Origin of the sequence: Inquilinus limosus, from assembly GCF_051487185.1 — a bacterium.
GTDB lineage: Bacteria > Pseudomonadota > Alphaproteobacteria > DSM-16000 > Inquilinaceae > Inquilinus > Inquilinus limosus_F.
The window spans coordinates 1-21,079 of the sequence record NZ_JAHVDK010000040.1; the positions used below are offsets into that span (position 1 = coordinate 1).

Annotated in this window: 13 protein-coding genes and 1 pseudogene; 8 read left to right on the forward strand and 6 right to left on the reverse strand. The window is 66.7% G+C overall.

Translation table 11 applies throughout. From position 1 onward, the window contains the following. A partial coding sequence (locus tag KXR53_RS32220; RefSeq protein ID WP_437379713.1) for an SDR family NAD(P)-dependent oxidoreductase occupies positions 1 to 600 on the forward strand: 600 nt, incomplete at its 5' end. A gap of 34 nt (positions 601 to 634) precedes the next feature. Continuing rightward, the gene (locus tag KXR53_RS32225; RefSeq protein ID WP_437379714.1) at positions 635 to 2,092 is read left to right on the forward strand and encodes a hypothetical protein; all 1,458 of its coding nucleotides are present in this window, start codon (positions 635 to 637) and stop codon (positions 2,090 to 2,092) included. 42 nt (positions 2,093 to 2,134) lie between these two features. Here the strand turns inward: KXR53_RS32225 and KXR53_RS32230 are convergent, their stop codons facing one another. Both KXR53_RS32230 and KXR53_RS32235 read right to left on the reverse strand, forming a co-directional pair. After that, complete coding sequence (locus KXR53_RS32230) at positions 2,135 to 2,701, reverse strand: DUF1440 domain-containing protein (RefSeq protein ID WP_437379715.1); 567 nt, start codon at positions 2,699 to 2,701, stop codon at positions 2,135 to 2,137. Between the two features lie 71 nt (positions 2,702 to 2,772). Beyond that, the gene (locus KXR53_RS32235; protein ID WP_437379716.1) at positions 2,773 to 3,255 is read right to left on the reverse strand and encodes a DUF2231 domain-containing protein; all 483 of its coding nucleotides are present in this window, start codon (positions 3,253 to 3,255) and stop codon (positions 2,773 to 2,775) included. Between the two features lie 905 nt (positions 3,256 to 4,160). Between KXR53_RS32235 and KXR53_RS32240 the strand changes: the two genes are divergently transcribed. Then, positions 4,161 to 4,490 carry a hypothetical protein gene (locus KXR53_RS32240; RefSeq protein ID WP_437379717.1) on the forward strand — a complete coding sequence of 110 codons (330 nt, stop codon included), beginning with the start codon at positions 4,161 to 4,163 and terminating at the stop codon, positions 4,488 to 4,490. Between the two features lie 1,081 nt (positions 4,491 to 5,571). Here the strand turns inward: KXR53_RS32240 and KXR53_RS32245 are convergent. Both KXR53_RS32245 and KXR53_RS32250 read right to left on the reverse strand, forming a co-directional pair. Next, entirely contained in the window at positions 5,572 to 11,226 is a 5,655-nt protein-coding gene (locus tag KXR53_RS32245; RefSeq protein WP_437379718.1) for a hypothetical protein, read from the reverse strand. 11 nt (positions 11,227 to 11,237) lie between these two features. Then, a complete protein-coding gene (locus tag KXR53_RS32250) occupies positions 11,238 to 12,386 on the reverse strand; it encodes a hypothetical protein (protein WP_437379719.1) in 1,149 nt (382 codons plus the stop codon). Positions 12,387 to 12,905: 519 nt separating this feature from the next. Between KXR53_RS32250 and KXR53_RS32255 the strand changes: the two are divergent. Both KXR53_RS32255 and KXR53_RS32260 read left to right on the forward strand, forming a co-directional pair. Continuing rightward, positions 12,906 to 13,135 (forward strand): annotated as a pseudogene (locus KXR53_RS32255) (transposase); the annotation flags it as partial. A 218-nt stretch (positions 13,136 to 13,353) separates the two neighbouring features. Then, on the forward strand, positions 13,354 to 13,671 hold the full coding sequence (locus KXR53_RS32260) for a hypothetical protein (protein ID WP_437379720.1): 318 nt from the start codon (positions 13,354 to 13,356) through the stop codon (positions 13,669 to 13,671). 412 nt (positions 13,672 to 14,083) lie between these two features. On the opposite strand, the gene KXR53_RS32265 is transcribed toward KXR53_RS32260, so the two are convergent. Both KXR53_RS32265 and KXR53_RS32270 read right to left on the reverse strand, forming a co-directional pair. Continuing rightward, on the reverse strand, positions 14,084 to 15,157 hold the full coding sequence (locus tag KXR53_RS32265; protein WP_437379721.1) for a hypothetical protein: 1,074 nt from the start codon (positions 15,155 to 15,157) through the stop codon (positions 14,084 to 14,086). Positions 15,158 to 15,423: 266 nt separating this feature from the next. Then, positions 15,424 to 16,386, reverse strand: coding sequence for a LysR substrate-binding domain-containing protein (locus tag KXR53_RS32270; RefSeq protein WP_437379722.1), 963 nt, complete (start codon positions 16,384 to 16,386; stop codon positions 15,424 to 15,426). Positions 16,387 to 16,428: 42 nt separating this feature from the next. Here KXR53_RS32270 and pyrF point away from each other — a divergent pair, with 42 nt between their 5' ends. The 3 genes from pyrF (at position 16,429) to KXR53_RS32285 (ending at position 20,990) form a co-directional block, all read left to right on the forward strand. Beyond that, positions 16,429 to 17,262: an orotidine-5'-phosphate decarboxylase gene (pyrF, locus tag KXR53_RS32275; RefSeq protein ID WP_437379723.1), complete on the forward strand. Its 834-nt coding sequence runs from the start codon at positions 16,429 to 16,431 to the stop codon at positions 17,260 to 17,262. Positions 17,263 to 17,730: 468 nt separating this feature from the next. Next, on the forward strand, positions 17,731 to 19,539 hold the full coding sequence (locus KXR53_RS32280) for an ABCB family ABC transporter ATP-binding protein/permease (RefSeq protein WP_437379724.1): 1,809 nt from the start codon (positions 17,731 to 17,733) through the stop codon (positions 19,537 to 19,539). 431 nt (positions 19,540 to 19,970) lie between these two features. Continuing rightward, complete coding sequence (locus KXR53_RS32285) at positions 19,971 to 20,990, forward strand: helix-turn-helix transcriptional regulator (protein ID WP_437379725.1); 1,020 nt, start codon at positions 19,971 to 19,973, stop codon at positions 20,988 to 20,990. Positions 20,991 to 21,079: the final 89 nt, after the last annotated feature.

Below are 21,079 nucleotides of genomic sequence, written 5' to 3' on the forward strand. Positions count from 1 at the left end.
CCCCATTTCCGCGAACAGGGCCACGGCGTCCTCATCAACAACGCGTCGATGGTCGCCTATGCGGGACAGTCCTATACCAGCGCCTATGTGCTGAGCAAGTTCGCCATTCGAGGGCTTGGCGAATGCTTGCGGCAGGAGCTGTTCGACGCGCCCGGCATCCACGTCTGCACCCTGCTTCCCGCCTCGATCGACACGCCGATCTTCCAGCATGCGGCCAACTATACCGGCCGCGCGATCCGGCCGATCCCCCCGGTCTACAGCGCCGCCCGAGTGGCCGCCGCCATCGCTGGCCTGGCCCGACATCCGCAACGGGAGATCTTCGTCGGCAATTCCGGCCGTCTGATCGCGTTCGAAAAGACGGTCGCGCCCGGGCTCACCGAGCGGATGCTGGCCTCAATGGTGGAAAGAAGCCATCTCGGGGATCGTCCCACCGAAGCTACCCCGGGCAACCTGTTCGAACCGATGCATGACGGACGCTCCGTGAGCGGCGGCTGGCGGACGGCCTCGACCACGGCGTCCTGGCGGCCCCTGCTCGCCGCCGGATTGGGATTGGTCGCCATTCCGGTCGGCATGGCCGTCTCGCGTCGATGGCGATCCTAGACATCTGCGGAGCCACGGGCTTCGGTGCGGCGGCATGCGCTCCGCGGCCGGATCGATGCACAGCCGCCGGCGCTCGATGCGCACGGCGGTCGCGCTCGGAACGATGAAGCTCTACGGCATCGCCAACTTCGATTCCGCGAGCGCCATGCTGCGCGCCACGGCGCGGTTTCTCGGGCGCAAGGACTTTCCGGCGCTCGGCCAGCCCCGGTTTCTGGAGGCCATCGTGCCCCTGTCCGAACGGCTGCCGCGGAATCTGCGCACCAGCGTGTTCGCCGCCAGCGCCGGCGGTGAAGGCATCGCCCGACGCTTGATCGGACGGGTGAGCACGGCGGCGATCGCCCAGTGGACGACCAGGCTCTACCCGCCGCGCCCGTACCCGGCCGTGATGATCGGGTCTTCCAGCGGCGCGCTCGTGCATCTCTGTGCAGCTCTTGGCGTACCCTGGCTGCCGCAGACCTTCATGACACCAGTGCGCCAGAGCGAGGCCGATCCGGACGATCCGCGGCATGGGTTGGAGACGGCACGGGAGGCGGCGCTGCGGCTGCTGGCGGGGAACCCGGACGTGCAGCTGCACCAGATGCACGATCCCAACCAGGACCGACTGCCGCTTCGGTTCATCACCTATTTCCGATGGAAGTACCGCCGGCTGCCGCCGGCCTATCGCGATTTCCTGGAGCGCCGGTTGGAACCGGGCGGGACGATCTTCGTCGTCGAGTGCCAGAGACGCTGGCCGACGACGCGGGTCGACGATCGCTATGTCATTCAATTCGGGGCGCTCGGCGGGGCCACGCCGGAGGATTACTTCCAGGGGAGCGAGCGGACAGAGGATTACCTCCGCCGATATGGCTCGCCGCTCCGGCGCTGGGATCCGCCATCGCCTGACGGCGAGAGCCCTGAGGCGGAATGGGGCTTCGAGCCCGCGCTGCGCGAGGAGATCGAACAGCTGGCGCATCGGCACCGACTCCGCGTCGTCCGCGTCCTCTTTGAGGAACCGGAACACCTGAGCCCGCTGGTGTCCGACCTCTACCGCTGGTGGTACCGTCGGCGTGGCCTCCCGGCCAATCGGCTGCTGGGGGAGTCCTTCATCCTGCTGGAGCCGCACTGGGCCCTGCGCACGGGCTCGGTGCCGTTCTGGATGAAGTTCAACATGGAGCCGTCGGCGGACTGGCTGCGACGCTATCTCGACCATTCGGAAAAATTCGACCACCTGCATCTGATGCTGTTCTCGCATGGGCTCGAGAGCATCGGCCTGGTGCCGATCGAAGGGTGGCGAGAGATCCTGCGGCAGGCCCGGCGAAGCGCCTCCTTCATCGGCACCAATGAGGCCCTGTTCCCGAGCGATTTCGGTACCCTGACGCGCTACAATAGGGAGATGCGATCGATCCCGTCGCGCTACCCACTGCCCGGCCCGCTCACGCTCAAGCAGTTCCAGGACATTCTCGGGGAGATCGGAACCGAGCACCTCGTGCGCTTCACCGAGTTGGCGGCGTGAGGCGATGGCGTGCGGACCTCCGTCCAGCCGGCAGTTTCCCCATCAGCGATCGTGCGAGGCGCCCCCTGCAATAGGTCTCAGCGCCCGCGCGAGGCGGTCGGCCACCAGTCCGAGTGTCGCCCCCCACACGACATGTGCCGCGATCATGAGCGCGTTCCGGCGGGCCGGATGCTTCGTGGCGGGCCGCAGCCATCCCAGCGCCGGCACCCAACCGAGATAGCTCGCCGTCCAAACGAAGAGGCCGTAGGCAGTGCCGCCGACCATGGGCAGCGGATGTGCTCGGAGGAGGAACCAGCCATAGAGCGCGCCGACGGCGGCTCCGAATCCGAAATGGCTCGCGAGTGTCGCCGCCTGCAGGTTCGGCTCGTCCAGACGATCCCGGACACCGGCCATGGCGGCGACCTGCTCGGTCAGCTCTCGCGGCGGCAACGGGTAGCGCTCCGCCTCCGGCAATCGCCGAAACAAGGCGTCCGCAGCCAGCGTCATGGCCGTCGTGGCGACCACGCCGGCGATCGCGCCGATGAGCGCCTCGGCCGGATCTGATTGACTCCGGCCCCGTATCGACGATTGGCCAGAGTATTGGAGCCGCGGATCGACAGGTTCTCCCAATGGTGCTCCTCCGTTCTGCACGGGGCGGCTGGTTGCATCCTCTCGGCCGGAAGGTCTCCGGGATCGAACGGCTAGTGTTCCTCGGTCACGCCGATCCGGTGGCGATAGGAGAGTTCCCCACCCGCCCAACCGGTGACGCCGAGGGTCGCGGCCACGACGGCGGAGAGGACAAGACCCCAGGGCAGGACGGCGGCCGCCGCATCGCCGAGCCGGAACAGCCAGCTCACCAATGAGAGCCCGAGGGCGGCCACATTGCCGAGGAAGTGAAGCCAGCCCAGCGCATGCTGTCGAGCCCGGGCGATGGTGAGGAAGTCGGTCAGGCCGAAGACGGCGGCGGCCAGGCCCGTCACCATGCCGGCCCCCACCAGCCACAACGAGGCCCGCGCCCAAAACAGATCACCTGTGCCCCAGAAGGCGAGGTCGGTGGCGAGTGCGCTGACCAGAAGAGCAAGGGGAAAGGGAATCAGCATGGGATGGATCGGATGTCCGAACACCGCGGCCGTGCTTGGCGCCGCGTCGGCATGCGGTCTTCCGCTCGGTGTCTCTCTCGCCATCTGACACGTCCCGTGCCTGGGCTCCGGGCCCTCGTAGAACAATATGACGCCGGCCGTATAGTTCCCGGCCCTGGCTCAGCCCGAGTGCTTGTGCGGCACATCAATCAGGCGCGTCCTGCCTTTTGCTGGAAACGATCCTCGGTCCAGCCATGTTCTCCACATGAGGCGACGGCATTGGCTGCGCCTGCGCCAGCAGGCAAAGTGGGGAAAGCGAGTGAGGCGACCGATGCGCACGCGAACCGCCTTGACGCTCGTTTCGGCGGCATCGCTCGCCCTCTGTGGGCTTGCCCTCCTGAAGGCTCGGGGACCGCGAGTCGGAACCGAAAGGCGCCAACACCCGGCGCTTCGAGACGAGCGCTTCGGGCCAGACCCGGCCATTCCCGCCGGCACCACCGACCAGCGGCCCGCCGGCCCGGAATCCATGCGCGACCCGCCGGCCGGATGGGACAAGGTGGACGAGGCGTCCGACGAGTCCTTCCCGGCGAGCGACCCTCCCGGATTCTACTCCATCCGTTCATGAGGCTTAGCCGAGCCGTCGAAGGGACCTGATGATCATCGGATGATTGGGTCTCGGCGCCGTTTCCTGCCGCGCGAGGTGATCAGACCCGTCATCGCCCCTGATGCTCAGCGGCTGGAGAATATCGTCTCGCACGGATCACCGGCAGGAGTACGCCAATGCCGGCAAAGGCGACGAGACTTGAGTCTCCTAACAATTATCGTTCAACGCCGGCTCGGAACATCTACTCTGGCGGGATCGGGTCTTTGCCAATTCCTCGTACGATTGTTCTTCCGTGAAGTTTTTGCGCTGCACTCCGTTTGTTCCTCTTGTGAGCTACTCTGCAAGCTGAGATGCTTTTCGTAGGGGGAGGACGAAATCATCACCTCTGGGGGTGAGGAGATCGCGCGTGAACGGCATCACCCGTATCGAACCTGCCATAGCATTTCGACGCATCGATGGTGGTACAGCGGTGCTGGAAAGTGCCGACGCGCTCGCTGATTGGCTCGACCACATTTACGATGCCATCCTGGATCCCAGGCGTGGAGAAGGAGCGGTGACACAGGAACAACGCTCCATACAGTTGCTTGAGATCGAACGGCTTTTACTCGCATTGGCCGAGGAATCAAGCGACGATGCGGACAGCATCAGCTATGAGCTGCGATCGGCTTGCCTTGCAGTGATTGCTCGGTATCGGGATCTGATTCCGAGCTGGATGTGCCGGGCGATGCACGCCTGATCGGCTCATTCCGTTCATGGAGTCCGCACAGGGCGAGCGTGGACCACGACGCCGGACGACACTCGGCATGGCACGGGCCGTTCTCAGCTTAGCCATTCAGGATTGAGCCGCAGTAGCTGGGAAGAGGTTGCACGGCCTGGCGCAGCAGAACATTGGTCTGATTTACATCCTCGCGGTCGAGGAGGGCAAGTAATGAGAGCGCGGTATTTGGTTTCTGCTTCCCCTGCGGACGCGCGATCGCAGTCGAGTCGCGGGCGAGAGGCGACTGAGATCGGATTTACATTACGAATCGGTGGACCGGCATGAACCGGCGTCTGACGACCGAAACTCGGGTGCTCAACGCGTATTTGCGAAGCCGGAATGGCCGTGCCGACGAGTGGAGCGCTTGCGATGCCGCGTTGCAGGAGTTTCGGCGTCTGCACCCCGATGCTTCGGTCGAGCTCGCAAATACGTCGATTTCGGAGATTCTATCGGCAATCCGCCCAAGCGCGTCCGAGTGGGACAGACTCGCAGTCGGAAGCGGAACGGGGACTTAGGCGTTCAGAAGTTCACGGGGAGCTCCTGAACAAGGCCAACTTCCGGCTGGGCGATCGTATTGCTGCGCACCTGGATGTGGACGAGAACGCGCGCCGTAACAGAAGCGGCGGGCGGCCTGGCGCAGGTTCAGTTCCGGCACGGCTGCCGACGGTAGCAGGATCGCGGGAGGTACAGCTCGATGGCGCCAGCGACCGCTTGGTCCCTTGTTCCTTCAGAGGTCTGTGCGGCACTGTCCGGATCAGGTCCGTTTGACGGACCGTGACCCGAACAACCGCTGTTGCCTCTCAGCGACCTGCATTTTGGTCGTGGCGGGCAGCCGAATTGGACGGGAAGCAGTTGCTTGCGTTCGACGAGTGGACGTCCGGACCCTCGGGACAAGCGGACATACTGGAAAACATCTAGGAGCGGGCGAACCGCCGGACCCCTGCCTCAATTGCAGGGAATCACTCAGCCGGTACCGAGCATTGGACGAACTTGCCTACGTGCCTGGCCGGACCGCGGGTCTGTCGGTCCCGCGATCCGGCCATCACTGATGCCCTCGCCGTCAGAAGTGATAGGCGGCCCGGGCGCTGGCGGACTGGCTCAGGAACGAGCCGCCGATATCGGCGGTGTACTCGCCCTTCAGCTCGAAGCCGCCGGCCCGGAACAGCTGCAGCCCGACATCGATCCGGCCCAGCACCTCCGGCGAGTCGATGTGGTCGCTGAAGGTGCCGTTCGCCGAGGACGCCCCGACGAAGCTGGAATGGATCGTCCGGGTGTTGTCCGGCAGGTAGCTCATGCCGAACGCGGCATAGGCCCGCAGGGTCGACTGCGCATCCAGGTCCAGCCGGCCGCCGAACTCCACCATCGGCGACAGCGCCACGCCGGCCTTGCTGCTGCCGCGCACATCCAGCGCATAGAGGTCATCCCCCTTCTCCGTGAAGCCGGGCAGGTCGGTGTAGACCACGTCGAGATCGCCATAGGGCCGGATGTACCAGTCATCGAAGGCGAACTCATAGGCGGCGCGCAGCCGGCCGCCGGCCAGGAAGATGCCGGGGTCGCTCTTCAGCGTCTCGCTGGCGATGCCGGGGATGTCGACCCGCCGGTTGGCCTCGAACGAGCCACCGGCGAAGGCGACCGACCCGGCGAACTGCCACGGCCCCATGACGCGTTTCACTGTGACCGAGCCGTCATAGGTGTCGCCGTCGCCGGAGGAGCCGCCCTCCATGGTCGCCCAGCTCTGGCCGAAGCCGAAGGAGGCGCCGAGATACCAGTCGGGGGCGATCTCGTGCTGGGCGCCGATCCGGTAGGTCGTGCCCGAGACGTAGTAGCCCTGGGTGTCGCGGGTGGAGGACTGGTCGGTCCAGCGCCCGGTCACCTTGGCCCAGACGCAGTTGTCCTCGCCCAGCAGCACGGTGTCGTCGACGAAGACCGGGCAGCTCATCGCCGCGCCCAGGATGGTGCCGGCCGAATTGGCCAGCGCGATCGACTGGGCATGCGTCGCCTTGCTCGACCAGGCGTCGAGCGCCGCCTTGTAGTCGCTGCCGTCACTGATCCGCGACAGCTCGGCGAAGCGGGTGGCGAAGGCCTTGTCCGCGTTGTCCCAGGCCCGGCCGTAATAGCCGGCCAGCGAGGCCTGGCTGTCGTTCAGGGCCACGCCGCCGGGCTTGAAGTTCGAGCGCGGCGCGATCGACAGGGTGTTGCCGGACTGCGCCGTGTCCCAGTGGAACAGCAGCGGATTCGCCCCATCGGCCGTGGAGACGAGATGTCCCGCGGTGACCACCGGCAGCGCACCGGGCAAGAGCGTCAGCGCCGTCGGCACGATCTTGCCGTCGAGCGTCGCGTTGCCATCGACCTGCAGGTGGCCGGCGGTCTTGTTGAGCGAGTCGACGGTCACGCCCAGCCGGCCTTCCCCGGTCTGGACGAAATTCCCCGTCACCCTGGTGGCCCGCAGCTCTCCCGGCATACCGAGATTGAAGGTGCCGCTGGTGACGACGTTCGCGGCCTCCATCATCGGACCGGCATTGAAGGTGCCGTTGCCGTCGACCTGACCGCCATTGGTGTAGATGGAGCCGGTAATGGTGCCGTTCATGGTGGTGCCGTCGATGGTGCCGGAATTGTTGGCGACGGCGATCTGTCCGCCGCCGGTCACCGTGATCGCCGTGCCGCTGGTTCCGTCGGCTGTGGTGATCGTCGCCCAATCGTTGGTGACATAGGCCACCGGACCGTTCGCCGGAGTGTCGATCCAGACACCCGCGCTGCCTGATCCCGTACCGCCAGATATGGTGGTGCCCTGATTGTCGTAGTTGTTGATCAGCACATCCACCTGCCCGGTCGGAGTTCCGTAGCCCGCTGTCTGGGCAAAGATCCCGATCCCGTTTTGGCCCGTGGCCGAGACCGAATCGTTCACCGTCACCGAGACGGGGCCACCCTTGGCTGAACCACTGACCTGACCGGCCAGCGGCGCGCCCGCAAAGCTTCCGGTGCCGTTGGCGATCAGCCCGCCGCCGCCGCCGACGCTCTGCGCGAAAATCCCGATCGAGCCCGAGCCGGAGACGGAGATGGAAGCGCCCTGGTTGATCGTGACATTCACGTCGCCGCCATTGCCGGTAGAGGGGTTGAACTGTGGTGTGTGGCTCTGGTCGTTGATGTAACGTGTCGCCAGCACCTGGGCACCGCTCGGATCACCGAGAACCCGGAGGGCGCCGCCGCCGCCGCCCACCGATTGGGCGAAGATGCCGTAAGCGCCGGTGCCAGAGGTGTTGATCTGGCTGCCGTTGCCGAGGGTTATATTGACCGCGCCGCCGTCGCCGGTGCCCAGTCCGCCAACCTCAGTGTACTGGGTTGGGGTGCTGGAATTCTGGGTTGAGTTGGTGGAATTGGCGCTGACGAGGCCACCGCCGCCGCCGATGCTCTGCGCCAGGACGCCGAAGCTGTTGTAGCCCGACGTGGAGATCGAGACGGGGCCGTTGCTGGAATCGAAGGTGACCGTGCCGCCGCTGCCGTTGGCTTTGCCGCCGCCGCCGGCATTGAGCTTCAGCGGAGATCCGCCTGGCAGCTGCGGCCGGTTGTTCTGCGACCAGAACGAAGAGCCGGCGCCGCCGATGCCGCCGCCGCCGCCGATCGACTGCAGCACCACGCCATCCGCGGCATCGCCGCTGGTGCTGATCCAGGCGACGCTGGCATTCGAGCTGTCGAACGTCGCGGTGCCGCCGCTGCCGCTGCCGCCGGCGCTGTCGTTGTTGCTGCTGCCCTGGACGGCGCCGCCCACCGTGATGGTGCCGGTGGCGACGTCGCTTCCGTCGCCGCCGATGCCGCCGCCAGCGCCGATGCTTTGGACGATCACGCCCGTTGCGCCGAAACCCTGTGTGCCGATCGAGGGATTGCCCGGCCCCGGAGTGACAGTTGCCGCACCTCCCTCTCCACCTGTGCCTCCCCCGCCGCCCAGGGCAATATCGAGATTGATCGTCACCTCGGGAACGCCGCCCGTGCCGGTCGCGACCGACGTGCCGCCTTTGCCGCCGCCGCCGCCAATCGACTGGACGATCACGCCGTTCGCCCAGTCCCCGCTTCTCGTGATGGTGGAAGCGATATTCGCCGTTGCTTGGCCGCCAACATTGCCGGAGCCACCGGTGCCGCCGATGGAAAGGGCGAGCGTGGGGTCGATGGTGGTCGAGCCGTTACCGAGATAGTCGTGGATGTTGTTGAACAGGCTTTCCTGCCCGTTGAGAGCGGCAATGATCGGGTTGTCCGCCGAGGCGTCGGCCCCCGCCGAGCCGCCAAGCCCGCCGCCGCCGCCGATCGATTGCACCAGCACACCGGTCGCGTCACCGCCATGGGTCGTGATGGGCGCACCGACATCGACAGTCACAGTGCCGCCGCCGCCGCCGTTGGCGGGTGTGCTTCCCAAGGTGCCGAGATTGATTTTCATCCCCGGCTTGTAGGTCGTGCCCTGGATTTCCTTGCCCCCGGTCACATTGATGGAACCGCCCTGAGATGCACCGCCGCCCCCGCCAATCGATTGCGCGACGATACCGATGGATCCCGAACCGTAGGTCGTGATGCCGTTTCCGGGATAGAGGCCGACCGTGACAGCGCCGCCGGTCGCGCCAGTCCCGCCGGAGGAGCCCATGGTCAAGCTGAGCGAGGCTGTATTTCCGGTGCCGAAATCCTGCGTGTTGCCGCTGCCGAATCCCGCGTCGCCGCCACCTCCGCCGATGGATTGCGCCTTAATGCCGTCGGCGAAGTCATTGTACGTCGTGATGGAGGTCGGCGCGCTGCCGGACGGGTCGGCGGTGAACGTCGCGGGGTTGCCGTTGCCGTTGGACGTGATCGTCCCGCCGATCGCGACGTTCACATTGCCGCCCGCGCTGCCTGAGCCGCCATTGCCGCCCTGCGAGTAACTTATCTCCACGCCCGTCGACGAGGCGCCCGCGGGCACCGAGTCGGTGCCATATCCGAGGACCGTGGACGTCGCGCTGGAATCGCCTCCCGCGCCGCCGCCCCCGCCGATGCTCTGGACCAGCACGGCAGTGGAACCCTGGCCGCTCGTCTTGATCTTGCCGCCATTCGACAGGGAGAAGTCCGCTTCCCCGCCCAGCCCGCCACTGCCACCTTTGCCGCCGAGCCCCACAGACACCGCCATGCCGAACTGAGTGCCTGCCTCTGTGACCGGAACGGCAATGGCGACAGACTGCGCCAGCGCCGACCCGCCCAACCCACCGCCCCCGCCGATGCTCTGGACCACGGCACCATAAGCGTCGATCGGGAACTGGTTGCAGGTAAACGACGCCCCAGTTGAGGTTGTGCACAAGCCCCCGCTCATGGTGCCACCGTTGACCAGAAATGGATTCTGCCCTGTCGCGATCAGGCCACCCACCACCGTGGCTTGCGCCACACCGCCGTTTGAGCCGGAGCCGCCGGAGCCGCCGACCGTGGTCGTGGAGGAAAATCCGGCGCCGACCGAGCCGGCGAGGGCCGCACCACCGGTGCCGCCGCCGCCGCCGATCGACTGGGCCACGAGGCCGAGCGCCTTCGAGCCGGTGGTCGTGATCGTCGCCCCGGTCGAGTTGATGGTGACGTCGCCGCCATTGCTGCCGCTGCCACCACTCCCGCCAATCGAGAGCTCGAGGAAGAGCCCCACGCCTCCGGCATTGCCGGCGTTGCCGCCGCCGCCGCCGATCGACTGCATGACCACGCCCGCGGCGTTATCGCCGAGTGTCGTCACCGAGAGGGAATTCAAGTTGGCGGTGACCTCGCCGCCGCTTCCGCCAGCACCGCCGGATCCGCCGATGGCAACTTCCAAACCCGCCGCGACGCCGCCATCGCCGCCGCCTCCCCCGATCGACTGCCCCAGCACTCCGGTTGCGGAAACGCCGGCGGTCGAAATGCTGGCCGCGGTGTCGCCACCACCCCCCGTGAACGTCACCGCGTTGCCGTCAGCCGCAAAGCCGCCGCTGCCGCCAACCTGCCAAATCGAGTCACCCGCGATGCCACCGACGCCGCCGCCGCCGCCGACGGATTGAAGCAGAATGCCGAACGCATTCGCTCCACCGGTCGCGACCGACCCGGTTTCGGTAACGGCGACGGCGCCGGATGTTCCGCCCGCGGCCCCCGAGCCGCCGCCGCTGTGGAACAGGGAGAAGGAAGCCCCGCCGGCCCCACCGCCTCCAGCCAGCGACTGCACGACGATACCATGGGCGGACTGGCCGGCGGTGCTGACCGTGCCGCCGTTCGTCACCGTCACCGTGCTCGAATCGCCGCCCGTGCCGCCCCTGCCGCCGCTGCTGCCCGCTCCGGCTGCGCCAGCGCTGCCGCCGAGACTCTGCGCCAGGATGCCGACGGAATTGTCTCCCGCGGTCTGGATCGTCGAGCTCGCATCGACGGTTACGCCGACCGTGCCGGCTGCGCCACCGTTCCCGCCGTCGCCGCCCGCTACGTGAGCGCCGCCACCGGTTCCGTTTCCTCCACCGCCGCCCTCGGACTGGGCGACGATTCCGGGAGCGGACGTGCCCTGCGTGCTGATGGACGCGGAGGCCAGCGAGACTGAAACGGAAAACGGGTTCCCGCCCGACGGGTCGCCCAGCGCCGCGCCGCCGGCGCCGCCAGAGCCACCGATGCCCTGCCCAAGAGCGCCGTCGTTCACCATGCCGCCGTCGTTGCCCTGGCCGCCGAGGCCGATGGCATAGACACCGGGCGAGCCGTCACCCGTTGTGGTCACAGTGGTGGAATTTACAGACGTTCCGATGAGAATGATGCTGACGTTGCCAATGAGCCCACCGCCCCAACCGCCCCAACCGGCGTTGCCTCCAAAATCGCCGTCGACATCTGCGCCAAAGCCCCCGTCCCCCCCTTGCGCCAAGGCCATGAGACCGGGCATGTTGGCCCGGATACAACACTGACAGTCGCGTCCGTGATCGAGATCGTCGCCGCGCCGGCTGTTCCTCCTCCGCCGCCCTCTTGGCCGCCCCCGCCCCAGACTCCTCCCCCGCCCTGGCCGCCGATGACAGTCGCAACGACGCCGCCAGTCGAACCAAGGGAGCTCGGCGGCGTGCCGCTGACCTGGAGGGCGACGTCGCTGCCTTGGGTGAGGGTGACCGATGCAGGTCCGGCGGCACCACCGTCGCCCTTGTTAACGTAGTTATAGCCGTCCCCGCCCGCCGACTGTGCGAGGATGCCGGCAAAGCCGGAATAGGTGCTCACATCGGCGGTGATCGCGCCGCTGTTCGTGATCGACACACCGGAGGATGGCCCGCCCGCCCCTCCGTTTTGGCCATTTCCGCTTCCTCCGGCATCAGACCCCCAGACGGCCGCGCCTCCACCGACCGATATGTCGGACAGGTTGAGGTCGATCGTTCCGGAGTTGTTGATGGTCACGCCCGCAGGCACGCTACCGTTCGCGCCAATGCTCGAGCCGCCGCCACTGCCGCCATCCCCGGCGGCCTGCGTCGCCTGCAAGCCGGCGACGTCATCACCCGTCGATGACCCGGCGTTGAGCGTGATGGATCCAGAATTGGTCAACAGAAGCCCCTGGACGTTACCGCCGGTTTGGAAATCGGAGAGGGTCTGTCCGTAGGAACCGAAATTCAGCCCGTTCCCCTGATTGGTCATCACGTCCATCGTGATGTTGCCGGTCGATGCCACCGACATCGGCGGTGCATCCGGAGAGCCGGTCTGAAAGCCCCATGTGGATGAGCTGCCGGAATAGGTGCAGGTGTTGACGCCCCCCGCCATGACCATGTTGCAGGCTTGTGCGGCGACCGGGTCCGGCATGGCGAGCCAGGCCGTGCTGCCGAGCAGCCCGGCGATCAGGCCGGCCCGGGTCGGCCGGGCGGGCATCGCGATCCGGGAACGGATGTCGGAAATCAGCCCTGCGGTCATCACGGCCCCCCAATGGCTTGCTCAAAAACGCGCCCCGCTGTTCGGCCGCCGCAGACAGGCCCCACGTCGAGGCGCCGGCGAACATTTCGGATAAGCAATAGATCCTACGGGCATACCCGACTATTCCCATAGGTCCAGATGGGATCGATCGATGAGTCCAGATTCCGTCAAGGCGAGAGAAGACGGTGAACAGCCGCGCCGGCCGGCGTTGCCCCGATCGCAGTCGGCGAGGCAGAGCGGTACTCCGTCAGCAGCCGGTCGGCGGTGTTACGAAAGTCAGGCGTGGGCGCCCGGAATCCATGAAAAGAGTGAGACCGAGGTGAGCCCGGCAAAGGGCCGTCTGGCGGCCGGACCGCAATCTGCCCGTCAACCCACGCTGGCAATGGCTTTCCGGACAGGTAGTTTGTTGGACCGGTTCTCGGACAGAGGCCGCTGCGGGATGCCGAAGATCGCCTACGCGCTGGTTCCGCGTCGGTTCTCACGAACCGGACAATCTGATCACTTTCGCGGCGTGGCCCCAACAAGGACGTGGTCTACGACCTGCAACTCAAGGCCGCCGCCGAGACGCTCCAAAACGCCGCCGCCGGTCCCAGCATTTGGGGGCGCGCATCGGCCTGATTGCGGTGCTGCACGGCTGGGGCTCCGCACTCACCATCCCCATGTCGACTGCATCGTCCCCACGGCGGGCTTCCGCCCGACGGCGAACGCTGATCGCCTGCCGGCCCGGCTATTTCCTGCCGGTCCGGGTGACCAAACCGGCAACTGCCGCACCCACCGACCGGCCGGGCCTAGCGGGGGCGTGCAAACTGTACACGGTGCTTGCATCTCGATTTCGGTCACTCTCGGCGAATGGCGTAAGGGGACCGTGTCAGCACGATGAACTTTTCCCGCTTCGATGCGCACCGCATGTTGCGAGCATGAGGAAAAAGGTGGAATCCTTCGTCCTTGGGGGTGAGGAGATGCCGCCATGCACGTCATCACCCATATCGAGCCACCCATCGCGTTCCAGCGCCGGAACGGCCGCACGGTTGTCTTGCGCGATGCTGACGCGCTCGCCGACTGGCTGGATCGGATCTACGATGCGATTCTCGATCCGCAGCGCCCCGAGGGCGAGGCAGATTCGGCCGCACGATCCCTGCAACTGCATGAGATTGAGCAGGTTCTGTTCAGCTTGGCCGAGGAGACTGGCAGCGACGCGCTCGCGATCAGTTCCGAGCTCCGAGCCACGTGCCTAGCATTGATCGCACGATATCGTGAACTCATCCCGGTGAAGGCCAAGTCTTGAAAAAGAGGACCAGAAGAGAGACGGCGACCGGGGCGCGCCATTCAGTAGGCTCACGGTTGACGGCCGCCCCTCGATCTTGCTCGCAAGCTCCGCCGAACCGGGCGATCGGCGTCTCGGCCCAGACGGGTCACCAATCGCGCACGGCTCGATCGCGCCATAACCGGACGTTCCGGCGAGCCCTCCGAACCGGACATCGCCTACCGGCCACGATCATCTCGCAGCCGGTTTATGGTATGTTTCTCGGCGCCCGCCGTAACATGAACCCAGGCGACCCCCTTCTGCTAGGGCGGCACGGCTCGGGTGCGCCAGGAACGGACCAAGCGCAACTCACGGTCGGAAAGGGCGCGCGGCCTCAACGACTGTTGGCACTGCTATCGGCACCAAGCGCGACCTGTAAGGCCTTGGACAAGAGCTAGGCGCGTCTCACGGTTACCAAGTGCAACGGGATCTGAGCAAATGGCCGCGGATCTGCTTGGATCGCTGACCGGATCGCGGCTTCCAGCGTATCTATGGTCGACTGGCGCTCCGAAGTCGAATTGAATGGCTCCAGGCTATATAGCAGTGACGGCAGAAAGGTCGCCTGGACGAACCCGAGATACGCCTCCGCCAATGCGGCCAAGTCGCCGTCCTGCCGATAACGCTCCCATGCCAAATCGGGGAAGTCGGGCCAATCCTCCTGTTCCTCCAGTGTCAGTCCGGCCCACGCGCCTTCGGCAAACGGTGCCCGGAGCTCCGTACCCAGACGGGGCAATGTCGGGATGAATGCGCGCTTGCAGGCGGCCTCGGAGAGCCGCCCGTCAGCCACAAGCTGTCGCAGTGTCGTGGCGAGCGTCCGCATCAATGGCCCGGTGCTCGCACGTCCCTGTTCCGCCGGCCCAGCTGCAAGCACGACAAGGCGGCCGCCGGGGTGCAGTTCACTCGCCCGAGCCGCGAGGAAGCGCCGCCAATCTGCGGCCCCCTGCGCCCGCAGGCGGGAGAGCACGTCCGGGGGCGCCAGCGCGGCGGACACATGGCCCAAGGCCTCCGGTGGCGTGCTGGTCAGCCACATGACGGCGAACGAACTCCATCCCAGCGTGACGCTGGCCGGCGGCAGCACAGGCTCGAAGAACGAGCGGCCGACCGCCGCCGCATACGTCGCGGAGTGGATCTGCAGATAGCTGTCCGGACTGCTGTTCAATAGCGTGAAAAGGGACGAGAAGTCGTTCCCGGGCTGATCGACATGGATCACTGTGATGGGCACATTCATTGCACGGGCACGAACCCCTTCGATTGCTATCTGCATCGGACGAAGCGAATTGCGCCCCTGCGATGATCCGTAGTCGACTATTGTTATCGGTGAGTTGATGGGAACCGCAGCGGCTGCCCGCGCGAGCGCCGGAAGGGCTGCCGTGATTCCCGCCGCTTGCATCCAGCCGTGGCGATTGTAGAACCCGCCACCCTGCATGAGACCGGCCGCCGATGTGACCGATTGCGACGGCTCTGGCATTGGCGCCTCCATTCCCGAGCGCGGCAGTGCGAGCAAGGCGGCAACACGTCTCGAGATGCGATGCTCGGATCACCTAATCCTAAGCTCGAACCAATCTCACCGCGAGTCTGGGTTGGGTCGGCTTCCCTTCATTTATCGGCGTCGCCCTGCCGGCCGAAGCGCGCCAAAAGCGGACGGTTCGTCGGCATCTCGAAAGCGGTCATTCGCCAGCTGCCCACACTCCTTCGGGTGCCTCATGGTTGCCTGGCCTCCATCGTGATTTGGGCTCACGTGGACGGGATCAGCGGCCCCGGCGGTGGTTTGGCCCTGCGGCCTTCCGTGACTAGCCAGCGGGCCAACCGGTCGGCCGCCGGGTGGCTCACGAGCGATGGTCGCAGGCAGGTGAAGCGCGTGGCGAGGGGGAGGAATCCCCAGGGCGCGATCAGCCGCCCGGCCTCGATGTCGGACTGCGCGAAGGCCCAGGCGGTGACTGCGATGCCCAGACCAGCGGCCGCAGCCTCCAGCATGTAGGAATTGTGCTCGAACGACCGCTCCGCCGATGGCCGAGGAAGGTCGACGCCGGCATCCGCTGCCCATCGGGCCCAGCTTTCGGCAAAGGTCTCGCTATGCAGGCGTGGCAGAAGGAGGGCCTGCGCCGCCGCACGGCCCGCCCTGTCGAATAGGCCGGGGGAGAGCACCGGGCCGAAGGAATGGGTCAGAAAGGGCGTCGTCGTCATGCCGGGCGGCACCGCGCCGCGATGCAGCCGGATCGCGGCCTGGACGCCGCCGCGGCCGAACTCCACCGCGCCACCATCCTCGATGATCCGGACCTGGATGCCGGGGTTAGCCTCGATGAAGCCGGCGAGACGGGGGATCAGCCACTTCATGGCGAAGGTACCCGGTGACGAGACGACCAGCTCCTCGCCGGCCTCGGCCCCGGGCAGCCCTGCCGCAATCTGGTCGAAGGCCGTCGCGAGGCAGGCGGCCAATTCCTGTCCCGCGGGGGTGAAGGTCAGGCCGTGCCGCGGGCCGGTCAGCAGCTTCGCGCCGAGCTGCCGTTCCAGCGCCTTGATCTGGCGGCTGACGGCCCCATGGGTGACGCAGAGCTCGTCGGCCGCGCGCACCATCGAGCCCACGCGGGCAAAGGCCTCGAAGGCCTGCAAACTCTTCAGCGATGGCAGCCGCCGCCTGACCATGTGATCCCAGCTCACATCCCAGATCGGCTTAATCGATTGCCGCGGAAAGGCCAATGCCCGATTACATCCGGGTCATCCCCAGCAGGAGCCGCACCGATGGCGAGTTTCGCTGAGCGTTTCGCCGACCTCTCGATGCACCGATCGCCGCTCTGCCTCGGCCTCGACCCGTCGCAGGAGCTGCTTCGGCACTGGGGACTCATTGATGATCTGGACGGGCTGCGCACTTTCTGCGGACGGGTGCTGGAGGCGGCGGACGGGCTTGTTGCCGTCATCAAGCCGCAGTCCGGCTTCTTCGAACGCTTCGGTCCGTCGGGCATGGTCGAATTGGCCGACGTGAACGCCCAGATCCGGAGCCAGGAGGCGCTGTGCCTGATCGACGCCAAGCGCGGCGACCTCGCCGGAGCCATGGCGGGCTATGCGGCCGCCATGCTTGGGGCCAGCAGCGGCTTCGGCGGCGATGCCGTGACCGTCAGCGCCTATCTTGGCTTCGACGCACTGCGGCCCGTCTTCGACCGCGCCGCGGCGACCGGGACCGGCGTGTTCGTCGTGGTCCAGTCGTCGAACCCAGAAGGCCACGCGCTTCAGGCGGCTCGCCATCCCGACGGCCGCACGGTGTCCGAGACCCTGGCCGACGAGATCAGCGCCTGGAACGCGGCCCGGGGACAGGGCATCGGCCCGCTTGGGGCTGTGGTTGGCGCTACGATCGATCCGGCCGGAACCGCCCTCATCAACCGCCTGCCGCAGTCCCTCATCCTGGCGCCCGGCATCGGCCCGCAAGGCGCGGGGATGGGCGATGTGGCAGCGAAGTTCCGGTCCTCGCGCGGACGGGTCCTGCCGATCGTCTCGCGCGCCGTTCTCCGTAAGGGGCCGAGCCCCGTGGCCCTGCGCGACGCGATCAAGCGTTACCAGGAGGCCGCATGGTCTCTATAGGAGTAGCGGTCTGTCAAAGTGGCCGAAGCGTCTCCAACGCAGCTGCGGTCTGGCCGCACAGGCCGATCGGCTATTGGGTTCTGTGCATATATTGCAAACGCGAACACAGTGTCCTCTACTGCCCTCCCCGGTCACCTGGCTCTGGCCGCGGCGCGCCATTTGCGGCCACCACACTGCCGCCCCGACACCGGACGTAGCCCAAACCGAACGGATCCGGCCACTTACGGTTAGCCGGCGCAGGCTTGGCTGCGCCAGAAAGTGGCCATCGAAGCGGTATCCCCATTGCGGACACAGCGGCTCTCGGCCAGGAGCATCCTCGCCCGCCATCACTGATGGCGACCGGGATCTTCGTTGATGGCTTTGCTCCTGATCCCGTCAATCGTCTCGGCCACTTGATCCTCGATCGCGGCCCCAAGCATCGGCATCCGAGCGCTCAGGCTCTCCTTCGGAAGGAACGGAAACCGAGGCATGTCGACGACATCGCCCCGAGCGGAGAACGGCGCGCGAAGCGACCTGACCACACTGGCCCGGGTCATGCCCTTTCTGTGGCAGGGCGAAGGCTGGGGGCCCCGGCTGCGCATCGTGGCCTGCCTCGGGCTGACATTCCTGTCCTCCTTCGCCGTGGCGTTCGTGCCCCTTCTGTTTTCGCTGGCGATCGATACCTATGCCGGCCATGGCAACCCCTGGACGATCGGAGCGCTGGGCATCATCTCGGCCTATGCCGCCGCCTCCTGGGCCGCACGCCTGCTGAGCATGCTGCAGATGCGGTTGTACGTGCCGATCGAACATCGGCTGGAGAGGAGGCTGAGCCGCACCTTCTTCAGGCATCTGCACGGGCTGTCGCTGCGGTTTCACCTCACCCGCCATACCGGTGCGATCAGCGACGACCTGGCACGCGGCCTGACCGGCACCCGCGAGCTGATCTACAGCGCCGCCTTCAGCATCCTGCCCCTGGCATTCGAGATTGCCGTCACCTGCATCATCCTGTTGGCGCATCTGCCGCCCTTCTACGCCCTGGTCACCGCCGCCACCCTAGCCGCCTTCGTGTGGGCGATGAGAATAGGCGCCGAAAGCCTGCGCACCGCCCTGAAGGCAATGCAACAGGAGCGCCGCGGCGCCCAAGCGGTCGCCATCGACAGCCTGCTCAACTACGAGACGGTGAAGTATTTCGGCGCCGAACAGGCGATCGGCCGCCGCCACGACCAGCGGCTGGAGGCGGCGGAGCGGCTGGCGGCGCGCAGCCTGGCGCTGTATAGCCTGAACGCCGCCGTCCAGGGGACGGTGCTGAGCCTGGGCCTCGCCATCCTGCTGATCCTCGGCGGCCGGGAGGTCGAAGCCGGCACCATGACGGTCGGCGACCTGGTGCTGCTGAACACCTACTTCCTCCGCCTGGCCCGACCTCTGGAGCAGCTGAGTCGGCTGTACCGGACGATCCGCAACTCACTCACTTCGGTCGAGCAGATGCTGGCCATGCTCGACGAAAGACCGGACGTCACCGATGCGCCGAACGCGGTGCCGCTGCCGCCGGGAAGCGGCGACCTGATGTTCGAGCATGTCTCCTTCGCCTATGACCCGCGCCGGCCGATCCTGCGCGACGTTTCGTTCACCTTGCCGGCCGGGCGGACGGTGGCGGTGGTCGGCGCGTCCGGCGCCGGCAAGTCGACCATCGCCCGGCTGCTGTTCCGCTTCTACGATCCGGCCGCCGGCCGGATCCTGATCGACGGCCACGACCTGCGCGACGTCACCCAGGCCTCCCTGCGCGCCGCCATCGCCGTGGTGCCGCAGGACACAGTGCTGCTGAACGAGACGCTGTTCGACAACCTGGTCTTCGGCCGGCCCGACGCAACGCGCGAGGAGGTCGAGGCGGCGGCGCGGATCGCCCAGCTGGACCGCTTCGTCGCCGGGCTGCCGGACGGCTGGGACACGCGGGTCGGCGAGCGCGGGCTGAAGCTGTCGGGCGGCGAGAAGCAGCGCGTCGCCATCGCCCGCGCCGTGCTGAAGCGGCCGCGGCTGTTCATCTTCGACGAGGCGACATCATCGCTGGACAGCGCCACCGAACAGGCGATCCAGGGCCGCCTGGCCGAGGCCTCGCGCGGCACCTCGACCCTGATCATCGCCCACCGGCTGTCGACCGTGGTCAATGCCGACGAGATCCTGGTGCTGGACCACGGCCGGGTGGCCGAGCGCGGCAGCCATGCCACGTTGCTAGCCCGCGACGGGCTCTACGCCGCCCTGTGGCAGCGCCAGCACAGAGCGGCCGAGCCGGCAGCAGAGTAGCTTCGCTGGGCCTCCGGATCGATCCTGGCCCACTGAGCGCCGGCCCGTCGGCGCCATATCCGGCCATGACCAGAGCACCTCTAAACCGGACGCAGGCAAAGCTGGCCGGGATCGGTCCTTTCTCGCCAACTTGGCGCCCTAGAAGGGCCCTGGAACCGGACACCGGTCGGCCTGTTCGGACCGGACGTGACCGACCACGGCTCTCGCGGACGATCGCCAGCCCTCCTGCCTTCTCTGAAGCGGACACTCCCGATGATCCACCCTTGAAGGCCGAAACCACCACAGCGGCGACTGTTTTCCGCAGATCAGTCTCCATATCTAACCGGAAGGCAGCAGCGCAAAGTCCTTTCGGCGTGCCCCAAAAACCAGTTCAAGGATCAAGGCATGATCCGCCTGGCAGATTCACGGGTTGATCTTGTAAGCAGGTCGCTATGCAAAACACGGCCAAATCGCGGGCCGGAGGCGGACAGGGGGAGCGGCCCGATTCGATGATCGCCGCCTCTGCCTCGAAGCTCTCCACCTCCGACCTCAACAGCCTTATGCGGGCGCTTGAGATCGATGTTATTGCGCTCACCGAGATGCTGATCCCATCTGGCCATCGCGCCGAGATGGGAACGATCGACGCGCCGGCGATCCATTACACAGTCAGCGGCAGGGGACGGATCTCGATCGGCAATGGGCCTCCAATGCCGCTCGAGCCCCACCTGCTCATCATCAAGCCTCCGAACACCCCGTTCGCGATCGAAGTCGACGGAGCCGACGGCCCGAAGAGGCTTATCTCCCGTGATTGCTGGAAGCGGCATGACGGCGTATTGCGCATCGCGATGCCGGCCGAGCCGCCCGAGGTCATCCAGATCTGCGGCTTCTTCAACGCATCTTTCGGGCAATCCATCGGGTTGTTTCGCGAATTGCGGGAGCCCGTGGTCGAGAAATTCGAGCCGACGGACAAGATCGACCTGAAGCTTCGCGAAGCGGTCGAGGAGCTTTGCGCGCAGGAAATCGGCATGGGTGCCATGACGGCTTCCCTGCTGAAGCAGGTCATCGTCGCCCTGGTGAGGCGGTCGATGAAGTCTTCTCGCGGCTGGACGGATCGGTTCTCGATCCTCGCGGACCGGCAGATCACGCGTGCCTTCGCCGACATGGTGGCACGTCCGGGGGCCGCCCATACGGTGCGGAGCCTGGCGCAGAGCGCGGGCCTGAGCCGGTCGGCATTCATGGCGCGGTTCTCGGAGATCTTCGGCCGTTCGCCGATGGCCGTCCTTCGGGACCTCAGGATGCGGCAGGCGGCGCGCGACCTCACGACGACGGCGGCCCCGGTCGACGTCGTGGCCTACAACGCCGGCTACGAAAGCCGCTCAAGCTTCGTGCGGGCATTCCGCAAAGCCTACAATGTCGATCCCAGCGAGTACCGGCAGAGCGCGAAGAACGATGAGGCTGACAAGGACGCTTGAGCCAAGCGCCGCGCTGCGACCAACCGAGTTCCTTCCCGTCCTTGAGCAGGGTTCGCGCACGCCTGGCGCACTGATCCTCGGCGCTTGCC

Bases quoted from the DNA above. Each gene is read 5' to 3' on its own strand.
- KXR53_RS32280 (WP_437379724.1), top strand. From the start codon at position 17,731: ATGTCGACGACATCGCCCCGAGCGGAGAACGGCGCGCGAAGCGACCTG.
- KXR53_RS32250 (WP_437379719.1), bottom strand. From the start codon at position 12,386: ATGACCGCAGGGCTGATTTCCGACATCCGTTCCCGGATCGCGATGCCC.
- KXR53_RS32225 (WP_437379714.1), top strand. From the start codon at position 635: ATGCGCTCCGCGGCCGGATCGATGCACAGCCGCCGGCGCTCGATGCGC.
- pyrF (WP_437379723.1), top strand. From the start codon at position 16,429: ATGGCGAGTTTCGCTGAGCGTTTCGCCGACCTCTCGATGCACCGATCG.
- KXR53_RS32285 (WP_437379725.1), top strand. From the start codon at position 19,971: ATGCAAAACACGGCCAAATCGCGGGCCGGAGGCGGACAGGGGGAGCGG.
- KXR53_RS32265 (WP_437379721.1), bottom strand. From the start codon at position 15,157: ATGCCAGAGCCGTCGCAATCGGTCACATCGGCGGCCGGTCTCATGCAG.
- KXR53_RS32235 (WP_437379716.1), bottom strand. From the start codon at position 3,255: ATGGCGAGAGAGACACCGAGCGGAAGACCGCATGCCGACGCGGCGCCA.
- KXR53_RS32260 (WP_437379720.1), top strand. From the start codon at position 13,354: ATGCACGTCATCACCCATATCGAGCCACCCATCGCGTTCCAGCGCCGG.